Annotated in this window: 17 protein-coding genes; 8 read left to right on the forward strand and 9 right to left on the reverse strand. The window is 73.3% G+C overall.

Annotated features, from left to right (window positions below):
- Positions 1 to 22: 22 nt before the first annotated feature.
- Entirely contained in the window at positions 23 to 676 is a 654-nt protein-coding gene (gene pdxT, locus NFX44_RS13100) for a pyridoxal 5'-phosphate synthase glutaminase subunit PdxT (RefSeq protein ID WP_262283792.1), read from the forward strand.
- A 180-nt stretch (positions 677 to 856) separates the two neighbouring features.
- Positions 857 to 1606, forward strand: a complete 750-nt coding sequence (locus NFX44_RS13105; RefSeq protein WP_151464323.1) for a YebC/PmpR family DNA-binding transcriptional regulator — start codon at positions 857 to 859, stop codon at positions 1604 to 1606.
- A 72-nt stretch (positions 1607 to 1678) separates the two neighbouring features.
- On the opposite strand, the gene NFX44_RS13110 is transcribed toward NFX44_RS13105, so the two are convergent.
- Entirely contained in the window at positions 1679 to 2272 is a 594-nt protein-coding gene (locus tag NFX44_RS13110) for a hypothetical protein (protein ID WP_262283793.1), read from the reverse strand.
- Positions 2273 to 2441: 169 nt separating this feature from the next.
- On the opposite strand from NFX44_RS13110, the gene NFX44_RS13115 reads away from it, so the two are divergent.
- Positions 2442 to 3842 (forward strand): serine/threonine-protein kinase, encoded by a 1401-nt coding sequence (locus tag NFX44_RS13115; protein WP_262283794.1) that lies wholly within the window; start codon positions 2442 to 2444, stop codon positions 3840 to 3842.
- A gap of 9 nt (positions 3843 to 3851) precedes the next feature.
- Here the strand turns inward: NFX44_RS13115 and NFX44_RS13120 are convergent, their stop codons facing one another.
- Together NFX44_RS13120 and NFX44_RS13125 are read right to left on the reverse strand one after the other, a co-directional pair.
- Entirely contained in the window at positions 3852 to 4394 is a 543-nt protein-coding gene (locus NFX44_RS13120) for a hypothetical protein (protein ID WP_262283795.1), read from the reverse strand.
- The gene (locus tag NFX44_RS13125) at positions 4387 to 4926 is read right to left on the reverse strand and encodes an RNA polymerase sigma factor (RefSeq protein WP_262283796.1); all 540 of its coding nucleotides are present in this window, start codon (positions 4924 to 4926) and stop codon (positions 4387 to 4389) included. Before NFX44_RS13125 ends, NFX44_RS13120 begins: the two co-directional genes overlap by 8 nt.
- 170 nt (positions 4927 to 5096) lie before the next feature.
- Here NFX44_RS13125 and NFX44_RS13130 point away from each other — a divergent pair, with 170 nt between their 5' ends.
- Entirely contained in the window at positions 5097 to 5666 is a 570-nt protein-coding gene (locus tag NFX44_RS13130) for a GNAT family N-acetyltransferase (RefSeq protein WP_262283797.1), read from the forward strand.
- A gap of 66 nt (positions 5667 to 5732) precedes the next feature.
- On the opposite strand, the gene NFX44_RS13135 is transcribed toward NFX44_RS13130, so the two are convergent.
- Positions 5733 to 6677, reverse strand: a complete 945-nt coding sequence (locus tag NFX44_RS13135; RefSeq protein WP_262283798.1) for a permease prefix domain 1-containing protein — start codon at positions 6675 to 6677, stop codon at positions 5733 to 5735.
- Positions 6674 to 7015 (reverse strand): PadR family transcriptional regulator, encoded by a 342-nt coding sequence (locus NFX44_RS13140; RefSeq protein ID WP_091309963.1) that lies wholly within the window; start codon positions 7013 to 7015, stop codon positions 6674 to 6676. The genes NFX44_RS13135 and NFX44_RS13140 overlap by 4 nt, the downstream gene beginning before the upstream one ends.
- 186 nt (positions 7016 to 7201) lie before the next feature.
- Here NFX44_RS13140 and dnaE point away from each other — a divergent pair, with 186 nt between their 5' ends.
- Positions 7202 to 10735 carry a DNA polymerase III subunit alpha gene (gene dnaE / locus NFX44_RS13145; RefSeq protein WP_262283799.1) on the forward strand — a complete coding sequence of 1178 codons (3534 nt, stop codon included), beginning with the start codon at positions 7202 to 7204 and terminating at the stop codon, positions 10733 to 10735.
- A gap of 12 nt (positions 10736 to 10747) precedes the next feature.
- The gene (locus tag NFX44_RS13150; RefSeq protein ID WP_262283800.1) at positions 10748 to 11335 is read left to right on the forward strand and encodes a suppressor of fused domain protein; all 588 of its coding nucleotides are present in this window, start codon (positions 10748 to 10750) and stop codon (positions 11333 to 11335) included.
- Positions 11336 to 11384: 49 nt separating this feature from the next.
- Here NFX44_RS13150 and NFX44_RS13155 read toward each other — a convergent pair whose 3' ends face one another.
- From NFX44_RS13155 to NFX44_RS13165, 3 genes are all read right to left on the reverse strand, one after another.
- The gene (locus tag NFX44_RS13155) at positions 11385 to 11726 is read right to left on the reverse strand and encodes an NIPSNAP family protein (protein WP_262283801.1); all 342 of its coding nucleotides are present in this window, start codon (positions 11724 to 11726) and stop codon (positions 11385 to 11387) included.
- Positions 11727 to 11794: 68 nt separating this feature from the next.
- On the reverse strand, positions 11795 to 12475 hold the full coding sequence (locus NFX44_RS13160) for a response regulator (protein ID WP_262283802.1): 681 nt from the start codon (positions 12473 to 12475) through the stop codon (positions 11795 to 11797).
- A complete protein-coding gene (locus tag NFX44_RS13165) occupies positions 12472 to 14058 on the reverse strand; it encodes a sensor histidine kinase (protein ID WP_262283803.1) in 1587 nt (528 codons plus the stop codon). The genes NFX44_RS13160 and NFX44_RS13165 overlap by 4 nt, the downstream gene beginning before the upstream one ends.
- Before the next feature lie 133 nt (positions 14059 to 14191).
- Between NFX44_RS13165 and NFX44_RS13170 the strand changes: the two genes are divergently transcribed.
- Positions 14192 to 15580 (forward strand): cation:dicarboxylase symporter family transporter, encoded by a 1389-nt coding sequence (locus tag NFX44_RS13170; protein WP_262283804.1) that lies wholly within the window; start codon positions 14192 to 14194, stop codon positions 15578 to 15580.
- A gap of 161 nt (positions 15581 to 15741) precedes the next feature.
- Positions 15742 to 16779: an aminotransferase class V-fold PLP-dependent enzyme gene (locus tag NFX44_RS13175; protein ID WP_262283805.1), complete on the forward strand. Its 1038-nt coding sequence runs from the start codon at positions 15742 to 15744 to the stop codon at positions 16777 to 16779.
- A 51-nt stretch (positions 16780 to 16830) separates the two neighbouring features.
- Here NFX44_RS13175 and NFX44_RS13180 read toward each other — a convergent pair whose 3' ends face one another.
- Positions 16831 to 18003, reverse strand: coding sequence for an acyl-CoA dehydrogenase family protein (locus tag NFX44_RS13180; protein WP_262283806.1), 1173 nt, complete (start codon positions 18001 to 18003; stop codon positions 16831 to 16833).
- Between the last annotated feature and the right edge of the window lie 176 nt (positions 18004 to 18179).

Raw genomic sequence — 18179 nt, forward strand, 5'->3', positions numbered from 1 at the left:
CGACGAGCGGAAGGAGCGAGGAGTGACCGCACCCGTCATCGGTGTGCTCGCCCTCCAGGGCGACGTGCGCGAGCACCTCGCCGCCCTGGCCGGGGCCGGCGCGGACGCCCGTCCGGTGCGTCGGCCGGCCGAGCTGGACGCGGTCGACGGCCTGGTGGTCCCGGGCGGCGAGTCGACCACCATGAGCAAGCTCGTCGACATCTTCGAGATGCGCGAGCCGATCGACAAGCGGATCGCCGGCGGCATGCCGGTCTACGGGTCGTGCGCCGGCATGATCATGCTGGCCGCCGAGGTGCTGGACGGCCGCCCCGACCAGCGCGGCTTCGCCGGCATCGACATGACCGTCCGGCGCAACGCCTTCGGCCGGCAGGTCGACTCGTTCGAGGCGCCGGTGGAGATCACCGGGGTCGGGGACCCGCCGTTCCACGCGGTCTTCATCCGCGCCCCGTGGGTCGAGCGGGTCGGCGCGGGCGTCGAGGTGCTCGGCCGGGTCACCGACGACGACTTCAGGTCGCGGCGCGGCGTCCCCGAGCTGGAGTCGTCGTCCGGGCCGGCCGCCGACCGGATCGTCGCGGTGCGGCAGGGCCACCTGCTGGCCACCTCCTTCCACCCGGAACTCACCGGCGACCTGCGGCTGCACCGCTACTTCGTGGATCTCGTCCGGGCCGCCGCCTGAGCTGTCGCGGCACCGCCCCCGGTGCGGGTGTGACATGCGGGGACGCGACCTCGGTAGGATTGCGGCGGTTCGGCAGGGCTCACCGCCCGCCGCCGCCCCCCAGCCGACCGCCCGGCGGTCCCGGTTCGGCGCGGGCGCGGACAGTCGACGCAGGCGTGGGTCAACAGACGGAGGTATGAGATGTCCGGCCACTCAAAGTGGGCGACCACCAAGCACAAGAAGGCCGTCATCGACGCCAAGCGCGGCAAGATGTTCGCCAAGCTGATCAAGAACGTCGAGGTCGCGGCCCGGACCGGCGGCGGGGACCCCGCCGGTAACCCGACCCTCTACGACGCCATCCAGAAGGCGAAGAAGAGCTCGGTGCCGAACGACAACATCGACCGCGCCGTCAAGCGCGGCTCCGGCCTGGAGGCCGGCGGCGCCGACTGGCAGACCATCATGTACGAGGGCTACGGCCCGAACGGCGTGGCGATGCTCATCGAGTGCCTCACCGACAACCGCAACCGCGCCGCCACCGAGGTGCGCACCGCGCTGACCCGCAACGGCGGCTCGCTCGCCGACGCCGGCTCGGTGTCGTACATGTTCTCCCGCAAGGGCGTGGTGATCGTCCCCAAGGAGGGCACCACCGAGGACGACGTGATGATGGCCGTGCTCGACGCGGGCGCCGAGGAGGTCAACGACCTCGGTGAGGCGTTCGAGGTGGTCTCCGAGCCGACCGACCTCATCCCGGTCCGCACCGCCCTGCAGGACGCCGGCATCGAGTACGAGTCGGCCGAGTCCTCCCTCATCCCCAGCGTCAACGTGCCGCTGGACGAGGAGGGCGCGCGCAAGATCTTCAAGCTGATCGACGTCCTCGAGGACTGCGACGACGTGCAGAACGTCTACGCCAACTTCGACGTCTCCGACGAGGTCATGGCCGCCGTCGGCTGACCTCCACCGCACGTACGCGCGCTTCGCGCCGGGTGACCTGGTCGCCCGGCGCGAAGTCGTCTCCCGGCCCGGTCAGCAGGACGTCCCCTGCCGGAAGGCCCGCTCGACGTGGGACGCCGCGCCGGCCTCGTAGAAGCCGACCCCGGGGCGGATCGGGTGACCGGTGAACAGCTCGACGCGGGACCCGAACCGGACCAGGTACGCCTCGGCGTCCCCGGCGTCGTTGCGGATCAGCGCCCCGCGCCGCCCGTAGATGCGCTCCAGTTCGGCGAAGGACATGCCGACCGAGGCGCCGGCCGGGGAGCGGGGCGGGACGGTGGCCGTACCCACCGACACCAGCCGGCCGTCCCGGAAGGCCAGCAGGACCACCCCGGCCCAGGCCCCGGTGGCGCCGGCGTGTCGCACCCCGGCGCACCCGGCCGCCGTCCAGTCGATCAGGCCGGCCGCCGCGAGCCGGTCCAGCCGGGCGCCGATCCGGTACGGCCCGGCGCCGCGGACGCTGAGCACCTCGACCTCCGCGGCGGAAGCGCCCATCCGGGCCGCCGGTGCGGGGTCGGCGGCCGCCCGGGCCGCCGGCACACCGGCCGAGGCCGGGGCGGCGGTCACCGGGGCGACGGTGGCGAGGGCCAGCAGCCCGGTGAGGATGGTGGGCCAGAGACGGTTCATGGCGGTTCTCCTTCTGTTCGGTTCTCCTGCCCTGTTGGTCTCCGGCCCGGCGGGTTCGGTTCGTCGGGTTCCCGACCGCCCGGAGGAACGGCGGGGGAGGCCGCCGGGAGTGCCCCCGGCCGGTCACGGCGTCTACCGTCGAGGGAACGGCGGCCGGGGTGGTGATGCGATGACGGCGCCGACACGGATCGGGGCCTACCGGGTGGAGCGGCTGCTCGGGGCGGGGTCCTTCGCCACGGTCTGGCTCGCGTACGACCCGGTGCTCGACGGCCGGGTGGCGGTCAAGGTGCTGGCCGAGAACTGGAGCCACGACCTGCGGGTGCGGGAACGCTTCCTGGACGAGGCCCGCCTGCTGCGCCGGCTGGACCACGACCGTGTGGTCCGGGTGCACGCCGTGGGTGAGCTGCCCGACGGCCGCCCGTACGCCGTGCTGGCCTGGGCGGACGGCGGCAGCCTCCGGGACCGGCTGGCACGGGGCCCGCTGCCGGTGGCCGCGGCCGTGACGCTGCTGGACGAGATCGCGGCAGGGGTGGCGGTGCTGCACCGGCACGGCGTGGTGCACCGGGACCTGACGCCGGGCAACATCCTGTTCCGGTCGGGTCCGGGCCGTGAGCGGGTGCTCATCGCCGATCTGGGGCTGGCCAAGGCGCTCGCCGCCGCCTCCGGGCTGACCGCCCGCGCGGGCACCCCCGGCTACATGGCGCCGGAACAGGACGACCCGCTCGCGGTCGTCGACACCCGGGCGGACGTGTTCGGCCTGGGCCGCCTCGGCCTCCGGCTGCTCGGCGACGCCGCGCCGACCGGTGCTTCCCGGCCCGGCCGGGCACCGCCGGGACTGCGGGCCGGCGTGCCGCCCGCGGTCGCCGCGGTGCTCCGGACCGCCACCGCCGTACGGCCGGCGGACCGCTACCCGGACGCGGCGTCGTTCCGGGCGGCCCTCCGGCGAGCCGCCCCGGGCGTCGGCGGGCCGGCTCCCGCGGCCCGCGCCGAGCCCGCCGCCGGGCCCCCCGCCACCTCGCCGCTCCGCCGGCGGTGGCTCGCCGTCTCGGGCGCGGTCGCGGTGGTGCTCGTCGCCACGGGTGCGACGGCCGGCGACGCCGCCGGCCGCACCGGGACCGGCGCCATGGGCCGCAGCGGGCCGCTGACCGTCACCCTGCCGGCCGGCTGGCGGGCCGACGGCACCGGCTGGAGCGGGCAGTACGGCGACGACGGCGAGCTGGAACCGGCGCTGGTAATGTCCCCGGACCCGGGCCGCTGGGCGGCGGACCCGAGCGTGCCCGGCGCCTTCGTCGGCCTCTCCGCCGGCACGGCCCGCCGCACCACCCCGGAGGGCTTCCTCGCCGAACGCCCGCACGCGGACTGCGCCGCGGCGCCGCTGCGGCACACCCGGCAGGGCGGCGTGGACTGGGTGGTGGCCGCGTTCGCCTGCCCGGCCGGCCGGCCCGTGATCGTCGAGGCCGCCGGGCGGGCCGCCGGTCCGGCCGGCCTGCTCTACGTGCAGCTCACCCCGCCACCGGGCGGTGGCCCGGAGTTCGTCGACGCCCTGCTCGCCGGGGTGCGGGTCCGGTAGGCCGCCGGGTCAGACCACCACCACCGTGATCGGGTACGTCCGGCCGTCCTGCGGGATCGTCACCACGATGGTGCCGGTCCGCACGAACCGGATGTCCACCACGCCGGCCTCGTAGCTGCGAGAGACCAGGTCCTCCCGGTCCACGGTGACCTGACCCGGCCCGATGCCCCGGATGCGCAGCACCCCGCCGGTGGCGAAGCAGAGCGACTTCAGGAGCGCCAGCTCGGTCTCGGCGAGGACCAGGTCGTAGCGGACCGCGCCGAGACACGCGTCCGGCCGCGCGGTCGACGCGGTCGGCCGGGCCGGCCGGCTGCGGCTCGGCGCGGGCGGCGCGGGGCGCCGGCTCGGCGGCGTGACTGTCGACGGCTCCGGGGCGGGTGCGGTGGGGGTGGGCGGCGCGGTGGCGCCGACGGTGCTGGTCGCCGGGGTGGGCGGCCGGACCGGTAGCGGCGCGACCGGGCGGTCGGTGGCGCAGGCCGGCACACCCGCGAGGACGGCGAGGACGGCGAGCGCGGCGGGGCGCCGGCGGCCACGGCGGCACGGCTCACCCATCGGACATCCGCCGCCGGACCTGCCGGCGGGCCTCGTGGATCCGGGACTTGACCGTCCCCTCCGGCACGTCGAGCAGGCCGGCGATCTCGCGGTAACCGAGCCCGAGCACGTCCCGCAGGGTCACCGCCTCGGCGAGGTCGGGCGCGACCGCGTCGAGCGCGTCGAGCAGGTCGAGCCGGGTGCCGGCCACCACGCTGGTCCGCCGGGGGTCGGGCGGGTCGGGCAGCGGCACCCCGCCGGCCTCCAGTTGCCAGCGCCGGCGCAGCACCCGGTAGGTGGAGCGCGCCCGGTTGGCGGTGAGCCGGTAGAGCCAGGTGTGGAACGACGAGCGCTCCTCGAACCGGGTGATCCCCCGGGCCAGCGCGAGCAGCGCGTCCTGGCAGGCCTCCTCGGCGTCCTGCCGGTGGGGCAGCAGGCGGGCGCACTGGCGCAGCACCTCGGGCCGGACGGCGACCAGCAGCGCGTCGAGCGCTCCCGGGTCGCCGCGCGCGGCCGACCGGGCCAGCTCGTCGGTACCGTCCGGGAGAGGCATCAGCTCGTCCAGTGCTCGCCGGTGGGCCGGGATTCCAGGCTATGCCCGCCGCCGCCCGGAGGCCCCGGACGAGTCCGGCAGCCGACGCAAGGTCCCCGGGCGGTCCCGGTCCGACGGGGTCACCGGGAAACCGGGCTGACCTGCCGGCCCGTGCCCCGTACCCTGCCGGCATGCTCGTTCCCGACCTGCCGCTGCGCACCGAGCGCCTGCTCCTGCGCGCCTTCACCCTCGCCGACCTGGCCGTCCTCCGCGACTACCGCGGCCGGCCGGAGGTGACCCGGTTCCTCTACCACGAGCCGTACACCGACGCCGCCGCCCGGGCCGCGGTCGACCGGATGGTGCGCCGCACCGCGCTGCGCCAGCCGGGTGACGTGCTCAACCTGGCCCTCGTCCTGGCGGAGACCGGCGAGTTCGTGGGCGACGTGCTGCTCAGCTGGACCAGCGGGGAGCACCGGCAGGGCGAGATCGGCTATGTCGCCCATCCCGATCACACCGGCCGGGGGTACGTCACCGAGGCGGCGCGGGAGATGCTGCGGCTCGGCTTCGACGGTCTCGGGCTGCACCGGATCGTCGGCCGGCTGGACGCCCGCAACACCGCGTCCGCCCGGGTGCTGGAGCGCCTCGGCATGCGCCGCGAGGCGCACCTGCGGGAGAACGAGTTCGTCAAGGGCGAGTGGACCGACGAGGCCGTGTACGCCCTGCTCGCCCGGGAGTGGCGGGCGCTGGCGGCCAACGTCTGAGGCCGGCCGCGCACGAGCCCGGTCGCGCCTCCGTCGGGAGGGCGCGACCGGGCGGGCGGCGGGTGTTCAGTCGGCGGCCTTGCGGGCCTTCACCGTGCTGTCGATCACGGCCCAGACCACGACCGCGGCGGTGACCACGGCGGCGACGCGGGTCACGTCGTCCGCACCGCCCTCGCGCAGCCAGGCGAACCGCTCGATCAGGGCCGGGTTGAGCAGCCGGTCGGTGAGCAGCAGCCAGATCAGCGGCACCGCGAACGCCAGTTCGAGCACGGCGTTGACCGCGACCAGCCGCCAGGTCCACCGGCCGGCCCGGTACTTCGCGATCTCCAGGCCCACGCTGGCGACCAGCACCACGATCAGCGCCGGCAGCCACAGGCGCCAGAGCGCCGGGTCGAGCATCGGCAGCCGGGAGCCGTCCCCGGACAGCCACGGCTGGAAGTGCTGCCACGGCAGGTACGCGATGGTGACGACCAGGAACACGACCGAGGCGCAGGTGTCGACCAGGGTGACCTGCCGCTCCCGGGTCTCCTCGGGCAACTGGTCGACCGTCCACTCGGGCAGGTTGAGCGAGGTGTCGGTGCGCTCCAGCACGGCGAAGCAGAGGGTGACCCAGAACGCGATCTGCACGGCGGTCTGCAGGCCGCTCGCGATGCCGGCGCCGATCGCCGCGCCCGGTTCGCCGCCGACCGTGGCCTTGACCACGCCGGTGACCACGCCGACGATCGCCGGGATGAAGGTGAGCAGCAGCCGCAGCACCCGCCACCAGACCAGGTAGTAGCGCGGGCCGATGAGCTGGAGGCGGCGGTCGGTGTAGCGGGCGGCGAGCTGTTCGGGGTTGCCCAGCTCGGTGAGCACCTCCCGCTCGGCGGTGTCGCGCTCCTGGCCGCCGCCGGTCCGGTCGTCGATCATGTCCTCGATGGAGGCGCGCAGCTCGTCGGCGAGCTCCGTCCGGCGCTGCTGCGGCACGGCCCGCAGGGTGGCCGCGAGGTAACGGTCGGTCAGGGAGCTCATCGTCCCACTCCTTCGATCAGCTGGGTGACGGACGTCTGCACCGCGGCCAGGTCGTCGAGGAGGCGGCCCAGCACCGCTTCACCGTCGTCACTGGTGCGGTAGAACTTGCGCGGCCGGCTCTCCTCGGTGTTCCACTCGCTGGTCAGCAGCCCCTGCTCCTCCAGCCGCCGGAGGAGGGGATAGAGGGTGTTGGCGTCGACCGGGAAGCCGTGCGCGGCCAGCCGTTGCAGCAGCGCGTAGCCGTAGTCGGGTCGGCGCAGGGCCACCAGGCTGGCCACCACGACGGTGCCGCGTCGTAGCTCCTGGAGATGGGTCCGGAGGACCTCGTCGCTCACCATGCATCACACGATAGTGTGTGTCACACACTATGAGCAAGAGGCACACCATCGTGTGCGCCACCACCATCGGAACGGAGAGACCCGGGACACCCCCGGCGCGGACGGTGGAGCCGGTCAGATCGCCTCGGTAGGGTGGGTCGGTCGACTCCGACGTAACCTTGATCCACACCCCGGGGGGCGCCACGCATGGGCGATTCGTTCGCGCATCTGCACGTACACACCGAGTACTCGATGCTGGACGGGGCGGCCCGGCTCAAGGACCTGTTCGCCGAGGCCGCGCGGCTCGGCATGCCGGCGGTGGCGATCACCGACCACGGCAACATGCACGGCGCGAACGACTTCTACAAGCAGGCCATGGCCGCCGGGGTCAAGCCGATCCTCGGCGTCGAGGCGTACGTGGCGCCGGAGTCGCGCTTCCACAAGCAGCGGGTCAAGTGGGGTCGCCCGGAGCAGAAGAGCGACGACGTCTCCGGCAACGGCGCCATCACCCACATGACCATGTGGGCGGCGAACCGGGACGGCCTGCACAACCTCTTCAAGCTCAACTCGCGCGCCTCGATGGAGGGCCACTACGTCAAGTGGCCCCGGATGGACATGGAGCTGATCGCCGAGCACGCCGAGGGCATCATGGCCACCACCGGCTGCCCGTCCGGCGCCGTGCAGACCCGGCTGCGGCTCGGCCAGTTCGACGAGGCGCTCAAGGTCGCCGCCGCCTACCAGGACATCTTCGGCAAGGACAACTACTTCCTGGAGATCATGGATCACGGCCTCGACATCGAGCGCCGGGTCCGGGACGGGCTCACCGAGATCGCCCGCAAGCTCGACATCCCGCCGGTGGTCACCAACGACTCGCACTACACCCACGAGGCGCAGGCCGAGGCGCACGACGTGCTGCTCTGCGTGCAGACCGGCAGCAACGTGGCGGACCCCAACCGGTTCCGCTTCGAGGGCGGCGGCTACTTCGTGAAGTCGGCCGAGCAGATGCGCGCCGTCGACTCGTCCGAACTGTGGCAGCAGGGCTGCCGCAACACCCTGCTGGTGGCCGAGAAGGTCGACCCGGCCGGCATGTTCGAGTTCCACAACCTCATGCCGCGGTTCCCGATCCCCGAGGGCGAGACCGAGGAGTCCTGGTTCCGCAAGGAGACCTTCGCGGGGTTGAAGCGCCGCTACCCGAACGGCATCCCCGAGGGCCACGTCGTCCAGGCGGAGTACGAGCTGGGCGTCATCATCCAGATGGGCTTCCCGTCCTACTTCCTCGTGGTCGCCGACTTCATCCAGTGGGCGAAGAGCCAGGGCATCGCGGTCGGTCCGGGCCGTGGGTCCGCCGCCGGCTCGCTGGTCGCGTACGCCCTGGGCATCACCGACCTGGACCCGATCCCGCACGGCCTGATCTTCGAGCGGTTCCTCAACCCCGAGCGCATCTCGATGCCGGATGTCGACATCGACTTCGACGAGCGCCGGCGCGGTGAGGTGATCAGGTACGTCACCGACAAGTGGGGCGAGGACAAGGTCGCCCAGATCGCCACCTTCGGCACCATCAAGGCGAAGGCCGCGATCAAGGACTCGGCCCGCGTGCTCGGCTACCCGTACGCCGTGGGCGACCGGATCACCAAGGCGATGCCCCCGGCCGTCATGGGCAAGGACATCCCGCTCTCCGGCATCTTCGACCCAAAGCACCCGCGCTACGCGGAGGCGGGCGAGATCCGCGGCCTCTACGAGTCCGACCCGGACGTCAAGAAGGTCATCGAGACGGCGAAGGGCATCGAGGGCCTGATCCGGCAGACCGGTGTGCACGCCGCCGGCGTCATCATGTCCGCCGAGCCGATCATCGAGCACATCCCGCTGATGCGGCGCGACGCCGACGGCGTCATCATCACGCAGTTCGACTACCCGACCTGCGAGTCGCTCGGGCTGCTGAAGATGGACTTCCTCGGCCTGCGCAACCTCACGATCATCGACGACGCGGTCAAGAACATCCAGCTCAACCACGGCAAGGAGCTGGACCTACTGGGCTTGCCGCTGGACGACAAGCCGGCCTACGAGCTGCTCGCCCGGGGCGACACCCTGGGCGTGTTCCAGCTCGACGGCGGGCCGATGCGCTCGCTGCTGCGGCTCATGAAGCCGGACAACTTCGAGGACATCTCCGCCGTGCTGGCGCTCTACCGGCCCGGCCCCATGGGCGTGGACTCGCACACCAACTACGCGCTGCGCAAGAACGGCCTCCAGGAGATCACACCGATCCACCCGGAGCTGGAGGAGCCGCTGCGGGAGATCCTCGCCCCCACCTACGGCCTGATCGTCTACCAGGAGCAGGTGCAGCGCGCCGCGCAGATCCTCGCCGGCTACACCCTCGGCCAGGCGGACCTGCTGCGCCGGGCCATGGGCAAGAAGAAGAAGGAGATCCTCGACAAGGAGTTCATCCCGTTCCGGGACGGCTGCCGCGAGCGTGGATACTCCGACCAGGCCATCCAGGCGGTGTGGGACGTCCTCGTCCCGTTCGCCGGCTACGCGTTCAACAAGGCGCACTCCGCCGCCTACGGCCTGGTGTCGTACTGGACCGCGTACCTCAAGGCGCACTACCCGGCCGAATACATGGCGGCGCTGCTCACCTCGGTGGGCGACGACAAGGACAAGATGGCGCTCTACCTCTCCGAGTGCCGCCGGATGCGCATCCAGGTCCTCCCGCCGGACGTCAACACCTCGGCCGGGCCGTTCACCCCGGTCGGCGAGGACATCCGGTTCGGCCTGGCCGCCGTGCGCAACGTCGGCGCGAACGTGGTGGCGGCGATCATGCGGTGCCGCGAGGAGAAGGGCGAGTACGCCGACTTCTACGACTTCCTGTCCAAGGTGGATGCGGTCGCCTGCAACAAGAAGACCATCGAATCGCTGATCAAGGCGGGCGCCTTCGACTCGCTGGGGCACAGCCGCAAGGGCCTGCTCGCCGTGCACGCCGACGCCATCGACGCGTACGCCGACGTCAAGCGCAAGGAGGCCGTCGGCCAGTACGACCTGTTCGGCGCCGGCTTCGGTGACGCGGACACCGGCGGCAGCACCACGGTGATGCCGGTCATCGGCGACAGCGAGTGGGACAAGCGGGACAAGCTCGCCTTCGAGCGCGAGATGCTCGGCCTCTACGTCTCCGACCACCCGCTCTTCGGTCTGGAGCACGTGCTCGGCGCGGCGGCCGACACCACCATCGCCGCCCTCTCCGAGGAGGGCACCGTGCCCGACGGTGCGGTGGTCACCCTGGCCGGCATCCTCTCCGGCGTGCAGCGCCGGGTCACCAAGCAGGGCCGGGCCTGGGCCTCGGCCACCCTGGAGGACCTGGCCGGTGGGGTGGAGACGCTGTTCTTCCCCAACACCTACGAGGTGATCGGGCAGTACATCGCCGAGGACGCCATCGTCGTGGTGAAGGGGCGGGTCGACCGCCGCGACGACACGCCCCGGATCATGGCGATGGACATGCAGATGCCCGACATCAGCAGCAACCCGGCGAACAAGCCGGTCACCCTCACCATCCCGGTGCACCGCTGCACGCCGCCGCTGGTGGAGAAGCTCAAGGAGACCCTGGTGCTGCACCCGGGCGACACCGAGGTGCACGTCAAGCTGCTCAACGGCGGCAAGACCACCACGCTGCGCCTGGGCCCGTTCCGCGTGGCCGCGACCACCGCGCTGATGGGCGACCTGAAGAGCGTCCTCGGCCCGGCCAACGTCAGCTGACAGGATCGGCCGGTGGATCATGAGCTGTCGCCGTCCGCCGGCCACCTGCGGGACCACCTGCGGGCGCGGTTCCCCACCCGGGCGCTGGACGTGCTGCCGCCGGCCGTCGGGCCGATCCACGGCCGGGTACCCGCCTTCCACGTCCTCCGCCTCTCGCCGGGGCCGGGGGAGGGCGGCTGGCTGTACGTGAGCGCCGGCCTGTGGGACGTGACCCAGCACCACGGACACGGTCTCGAATTCGTCCTCTACACCGCCGAGCCGTCCGACCAGCACGTGGAGACGGTCACGATGAACGCGTACTACCACGCGGCGGGCGGGCGTAACGCGCTGGACGTGGGACACACCGTGCCGATCGGTCGTCCGTGGACGCCCGGGTCGAGCTGTGACCACCTGCTGGTGAGCCTCCCGTACCTCTGGGGGCCCGACCTGGAGGTGTGCGCCTTTCCCGAGGGGCACATCCGGGTGCTCTGGCTGCTGCCCATCACCGGGGCCGAGAAGACGTTCCGCCACGCGCACGGTCTCGAGGCGCTGGAGCAGCGGCTGGAGGACGCCGGCATCGACCCGGCGGATCCGGCGCGGGCCTCGGTGGTGGAGGACTGACCCGGTCGGCTGCGCCGGCTGCCGCGGCGACGCGGCCAGGACGGGCAACTCAGAGCCGGTGGCCGCCCAGGACGTCCGCGGCGGCGTCGGCGGTCTCCAGCACGACCGTGTGGTAGCTCTCGATGCGGGACAGGATCGCGTCGCGGGGGCCGTCCCGCCAGGCGTCGCTGCCGTAGAAGGCCTCCTCCTGCTCGTCCCGCACCGCCAGGGACGGGAAACCCCGGATCAGGTACGCCTCCTCGTGGCCGTCCTCACGGGCCAGCGACGCTCCGGCAGCCACCACCCGGATGCCGAAGTGGCCGAGCAGGGGCGCGGCCTCCTCCCGCATCACCCGCACGAACTCGTCGACCGTGCCGGGCTTCAGGCGATAGGTGCGGATCTCGAGAATCATCGACGACCTCCGGAGTGGCTGCGAGGCTGACGCTATCCGTCCCCGCGCCGCCCGATCCACCCCTGTCGTCAGGTCGGCCGGTACTCCACCTCGGGGCGGCCCGGCGTCCCGTAGCGGGGCACCCGGACCGCGCGGTCGGCGGAGACCAGGTACTCGAGGTAGCGCCGGGCCGTCACCCGGGACGTCCCGGTGCGCCGGCCGACCTCGGTGGCGGACAGCCCGCCGTCGCCGAGGGCGGCCAGCACGGTGTGCAGCGTCTGCTCGTCCAGGCCCTTGGGCAGGGTGTGCCGGGTCGTTCCGCGCAGCGTGGCGAACATGCGGTCCACCTCGTGCTGGGCGGCCACCTCGCCGTCGGCGAGGGCCTGCCGCCGGTAGTCGGCGTACCGCTCCAGCTTGTCGCGGAACGCGGCGAAGGTGAACGGCTTGAGCAGGTAGTGGGTCACGCCGAGGGACACCGCGGTGCGGACCACCGCGAGGTCCCGCGCCGAGGTCACCGCCAGCACGTCCACGCTGCTGCCGGCCGCCCGCAGGGCCCGGCACACGTCCAGGCCGTGCAGGTCGGGCAGCCGGAAGTCGAGCAGGACCAGGTCGACGTCCGCGCCGCCGTGCTGGCGCAGCGCCGCCATGGCGTCCCGCGCGGTGTGCGCGACGCCGACCACCACGAAGCCGGGCACCCGTTCGGTGTACGCCCGGTGCGCCTCGGCCAGCAGCGGCTCGTCCTCCACCACGAGCACCCGGATGTCGCTCATCGCGCCTCCCGCGGGACCGGCAGCCGGACGGTGAACACGGTCTCCCCGTCGTCGGTGCGGACGACCCCGGCGGCGCCGCCGTGCCGGCGGACCACCTGCCCGACCAGCGCCAGGCCCAGCCCCCGGCCGGCGCTCTTGGTGGACCAGCCGCGCCGGAACGCGTCGGCCACCCGGTCCGGGTCCAGCCCGGGGCCGCTGTCGCCGACCCGGACCACCAGTTCGTCGTCGACCGTGCCGACGAGGACGCGGACCCGGCGCGGCGGCGGGGTGCCGGCGACCGCCTCCAGGGCGTTGTCGAGCAGGTTGCCGACGACGGTGAGCAGGTCCGTGGTGGGCAGCGGGCTGTCGTCGAGCCGGCAGTCCGGCTCGATCACCAGGTCCACGCCGCGCTCACCGGCCTGCGCCGACTTGCCGAGCAGTAGGGCGGCCAGCGCCGGCTCGGTCACCGCGCCGACCACCCGGTCGGTGAGCTGCTGGGCGAGCGCCAGGTCGCGGGTGGCCAGCCGGACGGCCTCGTCGGTGCGGCCCAGCTCGACCAGGGTGAGCACGGTGTGCAGCCGGTTCGCCGACTCGTGGGTCTGCGCCTGCAACGCCTCGGTGAGGGCGCGGACCGAGTCCAGCTCGCTGGCCAGGTTGCGCAGCTCGGTCTGGTCGCGCAGGGTCAGCACGGTGCCGAGCACGGCGCCCTCGAAGCGGGTGGTCCGCTGGTTGGCCACCAGCACCCGGTCGCCGGCCAGGATCGGCTCGTCGTGCGCGTCCCGGCCGGAGCCGAGCAGCTCGGCCACCGCCGGGGGCAGGTCGATCCCGGCGACCGGCCGGTCGGTCACGGCCGCGTCGTCGGCCAGCCCGAGCAGGCGGCGCCCCTCGTCGTTGACAAGCGCCACCCGGCGGTCCCGCGTCAGCACCAGCAGGCCCTCGCGGACGGAGTGCAGGACCGCGTCGTAGTACTCGTACATCCGGGTCATCTGGTTCGGTCCGAGGCCGTGGGTCTGCCGGCGGAGCCGGCGGCTGAGCAGCCAGGATCCGGTGGCCGCGAGGGCCAGGGCGGGCGCGGCGGCGCCGAGCAGCACCGGCACCTGGGCGAGCAGCTTCCGGTTGATCGCCCGGGTGGTGATGCCCACCGAGACCAGCCCGATGATCCGGTGCCGGTCGTCGTACACCGGGACGACCGCGCGCACCGACTCGCCGAGCGTGCCGACGTTGGTGACGGTGAACGGCTCGCCGGAGAGCGCCGGGCCGATGTCGCCGATGAACGGCTGCCCGATGAGCTCCGGGCTCGGGTGCGAGTAGCGGGTCCGGTCCGGGGCCATCACCACGACGAAATCCGTCCCGGTGGCGACCCGGGTCGCCTCCGCGTACGGCTGGAGGGTGGCCGGCGGGTCGGTGCTGGTGAGGGCCGCCCGGACGTTGGGGGAGCCGGCGACGGCCTGCGCCACGGCCAGCACCTCGTCCTCCGCGGCCTGGTGGGAGTCGCTGCGGGCCAGCCAGACGGCGCCGGCCGCGCCGGCCAGCACGAGCAGCGTCACCACCACCGCCTGGAGGGCGAAGAGCTGCCCCGCGATGCTCCACTGCCGTCGGGCCACGTTCCCCTCCTCCCGCCGCCGGTCGTCGGCAAGTCTGGCGCACCCTCCCGGTGCGCTTTCGGCCGTCCGCTGCGCGGGTGAACAGAATGAACGCAAGCGTGCCCCGCGGTGAGACCTGCCTCACATTGTCGGCATGGACATCACCACCCCACCCACCCCCGCGGCCGCCCGGCCCGCCCGCCGGGACCGGACCCGGTACCTCTACCTGGCGGTCATCCTGGCCGTCGTCGCCGGCATCGTGGTCGGCCTCGCCGCGCCCGAGGTCGGCAAGGAGTTGAAGCCGCTGGGCACCGGCTTCGTGAACCTGATCAAGATGATGATCAGCCCGGTCATCTTCTGCACGATCGTCCTGGGCGTCGGGTCCGTGCGGCAGGCGGCCCGGGTCGGCAAGGTCGGCGGCCTCGCGCTCGGCTACTTCCTGCTCATGTCCACGGTGGCGCTCGCCATCGGCCTGGTGGTCGGCAACATCGTCCACCCCGGCGCGGGCCTGAACCTCGGCCCGGAGGTGGCCGACGCGGGCAAGTCCGCGGCCGGCGGGGAGAGCGGCGACACCGTCGAGTTCCTGCTCGGCATCATCCCCACCTCGCTCTTCTCCGCGCTGACCGAGGGCTCGGTGCTCCAGACGCTGCTCGTCGCCCTGCTGGCCGGCTTCGCCGTCCAGGCCATGGGCCGGCGCGGTGAGCCGGTGCTGCGGGCCGTGGAGCTCATCCAGCGCCTGGTCTTCAAGATCCTCGCGATGATCATGTGGGTGGCGCCGATCGGCGCCTTCGGCGCGATGGCCGCGCTCGTCGGGGCGACCGGCGTGGACGCGCTGACCAGCCTCGCCCAGATCATGCTCGGCTTCTACGCCACCTGCCTGATCTTCGTGATCGTGGTGCTCGGCACGCTGCTGCGCCTGGTGTCGGGTGTCTCGATCTTCGCCCTGCTGCGGTACCTGGGCCGGGAGTTCCTGCTGATCCTGTCCACCTCGTCCTCGGAGTCGGCGCTGCCCCGGCTCATCGCCAAGATGGAGCACTTCGGCGTCAGCAGGCCGGTCGTCGGCATCACCGTGCCGACCGGCTACTCCTTCAACCTCGACGGCACGGCGATCTACCTGACGATGGCCGCGCTGTTCATCGCCGACGCCCTGGGCAAGCCCATGGCGATCGGCGAGCAGATCGGCCTGCTGGCCTTCATGATCATCGCTTCGAAGGGCGCCGCCGGGGTGACCGGCGCGGGCCTGGCCACCCTGGCCGGCGGTCTCCAGTCGCACCGGCCGGACCTGGTCGACGGCGTCGGGCTGATCGTGGGCATCGACCGGTTCATGTCCGAGGCCCGGGCACTGACCAACTTCGCCGGCAACGCGGTGGCCACCGTGCTGGTCGGCACCTGGACCGGCGAGTTCGACCGGGCGCAGGCCCAGGCCGTGCTCAGCGGGCAGCGCCCGTTCGACGAGGCGACCATGCTCGACGACGAGGACGCGGACGACGAGGCTGCCGAGCCGGCCGGGACCCCGGCCGCCCTGGCCGACCGGACGGCCTGAGCCGACCCGCGCCCCGGGCCTGCCGGCCCCCCGGGTCCGGCAGGCCCGTCCGGCACACCCCTGGCGGCGTGGCCGGTGGCCCCCGGCCGCGTGGCCGGAGGGGACCACGAGGCCGGGATTGGCCGTCCCGGTGGCCGGCGGTGATCGTTAGCGTCGGTGGCATGGACGTGGAGCAGGCACAGAAGCTGTGGCAGCCGGAGCCCGGCTGGCTGAACACCGCCAGTTACGGGCTGCCGCCCGAGCCGGCCTGGCAGGCGTTGCAGGACGCGCTGGCCGACTGGCGGGTGGGCCGGATCTCCTGGGAGGGCTGGGGTGAGGCCGCCGAGCGGGCCCGCGCCGGGTTCGCCCGGCTGGTCGGGGTGGCCCCGGCCGACGTGACGATCGGCAGCACGGCCTCGCAACTGCTCGCCCCGGTGGCCGCCGCCCTGCCCGCCGGCGCGACGGTGGTCGTCCCGGAGGTGGAGTTCACCTCCAACCTGTTCCCCTGGCTGGTGCAGCAGGAGCGCGGCGTCCGGGTCCGGACCGTGCCGCTCGCCGGCCTGGTCGACGCGATCGACGGCGACACCGACCTGGTGGCGTTCAGCCTCGTGCAGTCCGCCGACGGGGCCGTGGCCCCGTACGGGACGATCGTCGCGGCGGCCCGGGCGCACGGCGCCCTCGTCGCGGTGGACGCCACCCAGGCGGCCGGCTGGCTGCCCTTCGACGCGGGGCTGGCCGACGTGGTGGCGGTGGCCGCGTACAAGTGGTTGATGGCGCCGCGCGGGGCGGCCTTCGGCTACCTGGCCCCGGCGCTGCGCGAGCGGCTGCGGCCGGACGCCGCCGGCTGGTACGCGGGCGCCGACCCGCACGCCTCCTACTACGGCCCCCCGCTGCGGCTGGCCGACGACGCGCGGCGCTTCGACATCTCGCCGGCCTGGTTCAGCTACGTAGGGGCGGCCCCCGCCCTGGAACTGCTCGCCGAGATCGGGTTGCCCGCCGTGCACGCCCACGACGTGGCGCTGGCCAACCGCTTCCTCGCCGGGCTGGGCCGGCCTCCTGGCGACAGCGCGATCGTGGCCGTCGAGGTGCCCGGGGCGCAGGAGAAGCTGGCCCGGGCCGGGGTGCGGGCGGCGGTCCGCGCCGGGCGGGTCCGGGCCGCGTTCCACCTCTACACCACCGAGGAGGACGTCGACCTGGCCCTGGCGGCGCTGACCGGCTGAGGCGTGGCGGCGGTGGCTCCCGCCCCCGGACCGGGCGGGAGCCGCGCCGGCTCAGGCCAGGTGGCCGCCGATCTTCGTGTAGCCGCGCAGCAGGTCGCGGGAGATGATGAGCCGCTGCATCTCGTCGGTGCCCTCGAAGATCCGGTACAGCCGGACCTGCCGGTACCAGCGCTCGATCGGCAGCTCCCGGGTGTAGCCCATGCCGCCGTGGATCTGCAGCACCCGGTCGACCACCCGGTTGACCATGCCGGCGCCGTAGAGCTTGCCCATCGACGAGGCGTGCCGCGGGTCCAGGCCCTGGTCTACCGTCCACGCCGACTTCAGCACCAGCCAGCGGGCCGCCTCCAGCTCGGTCTCCGAGTCGGCGATCATCCACTGGATCGCCTGGTTGGTGCCGATCTTCGCGCCGAAGGTCTCCCGGGTGTTGGCGTGATCGATGGCCATCTGCAGGGCCCGCTCGGCGATGCCGATGGCGTGCGAGGGGATGGTGTAGCGGCCCTTGCCGATCCACTCCATGCCCAGCGTGAAGCCCTGGCCGATCTCGCCGAGGATGTTGCGGTGCGGCACGCGTACGCCGTCGAAGATCAGTGACGCGGGCCCGCCCTCGCCCATGGTCTGGATGAACTCCGACCGCCAGCCCATCGCCCGGTCCACCAGGAACGCGGTCGCGCCGCCCTTGCGGGCGCCCTTCTCCGGGTCGGTCACCGCCACCACGATGGCGAAGTCGGCGTCGTTGCCGTTGGTGATGAACGTCTTCTCGCCGTCGAGTACCCAGTCGTCGCCGTCGCGGCGGGCCCGCAGCTTGATGTTCGCCGCGTCCGAGCCGGCGCCCGGCTCGGTGATCGCGAAGCAGGAGATCCGTTCCCCCTCGATGGTGGGGAGGAGGAACTCCCGCTTCTGCTCCTCGGTGGCGTGGAACAGGATGTTGTCCGCCTCGCCGCCGAAGCGGAACGGCACGAAGGAGCGGCCCAGCTCGGTCCAGATCAGCGACTGGAGCACCGCGGGCAGGTCCATCCCGCCGTACTCCTCGGGGGTGGCCAGGCCCCAGAAGCCGAACTTCTTCGCCTTGAGCTGCAGCTCGCGCAGCTCGGAACGGTCCAGGCCGGGCTGGTGGGCGCGCTCGCGGCGCAGCACCTCCTGCTCCAGCGGCAGCACCTCGCGGGTGACGAAGGCGCGCACGGTGTCCCGGACGGCCCGTTCCTCGTCGGACAGTGCGAAGTCCACGATGCTCCCTCGGTCGGCGTTACGGTGGACCGCTGCGGGCGGCGGTCGCCCTTTAAACTAGCGGTGTAAGTTTTCATCCGTCCAGACCCCTCCTCCGGCCGTCGCGGTGAGGCTCCCCGGCCCTGCCCCGGTTAGGGTGCGTGAGCAGGTGTTCCGACGGGGGAGGCGGCGTGGCG

This window comes from Micromonospora sp. MA102 (genome assembly GCF_025460765.1).
Classification (GTDB): domain Bacteria; phylum Actinomycetota; class Actinomycetes; order Mycobacteriales; family Micromonosporaceae; genus Micromonospora; species Micromonospora halotolerans.

Coding starts and splice junctions, on each gene's coding strand:
- NFX44_RS13105 (WP_151464323.1), top strand. CDS start 857: ATGTCCGGCCACTCAAAGTGGGCGACCACCAAGCACAAGAAGGCCGTC.
- NFX44_RS13110 (WP_262283793.1), bottom strand. CDS start 2,272: ATGAACCGTCTCTGGCCCACCATCCTCACCGGGCTGCTGGCCCTCGCC.
- NFX44_RS13115 (WP_262283794.1), top strand. CDS start 2,442: ATGACGGCGCCGACACGGATCGGGGCCTACCGGGTGGAGCGGCTGCTC.
- NFX44_RS13120 (WP_262283795.1), bottom strand. CDS start 4,394: ATGGGTGAGCCGTGCCGCCGTGGCCGCCGGCGCCCCGCCGCGCTCGCC.
- NFX44_RS13125 (WP_262283796.1), bottom strand. CDS start 4,926: ATGCCTCTCCCGGACGGTACCGACGAGCTGGCCCGGTCGGCCGCGCGC.
- NFX44_RS13130 (WP_262283797.1), top strand. CDS start 5,097: ATGCTCGTTCCCGACCTGCCGCTGCGCACCGAGCGCCTGCTCCTGCGC.
- NFX44_RS13135 (WP_262283798.1), bottom strand. CDS start 6,677: ATGAGCTCCCTGACCGACCGTTACCTCGCGGCCACCCTGCGGGCCGTG.
- NFX44_RS13140 (WP_091309963.1), bottom strand. CDS start 7,015: ATGGTGAGCGACGAGGTCCTCCGGACCCATCTCCAGGAGCTACGACGC.
- dnaE (WP_262283799.1), top strand. CDS start 7,202: ATGGGCGATTCGTTCGCGCATCTGCACGTACACACCGAGTACTCGATG.
- NFX44_RS13155 (WP_262283801.1), bottom strand. CDS start 11,726: ATGATTCTCGAGATCCGCACCTATCGCCTGAAGCCCGGCACGGTCGAC.
- NFX44_RS13160 (WP_262283802.1), bottom strand. CDS start 12,475: ATGAGCGACATCCGGGTGCTCGTGGTGGAGGACGAGCCGCTGCTGGCC.
- NFX44_RS13170 (WP_262283804.1), top strand. CDS start 14,192: ATGGACATCACCACCCCACCCACCCCCGCGGCCGCCCGGCCCGCCCGC.
- NFX44_RS13175 (WP_262283805.1), top strand. CDS start 15,742: ATGGACGTGGAGCAGGCACAGAAGCTGTGGCAGCCGGAGCCCGGCTGG.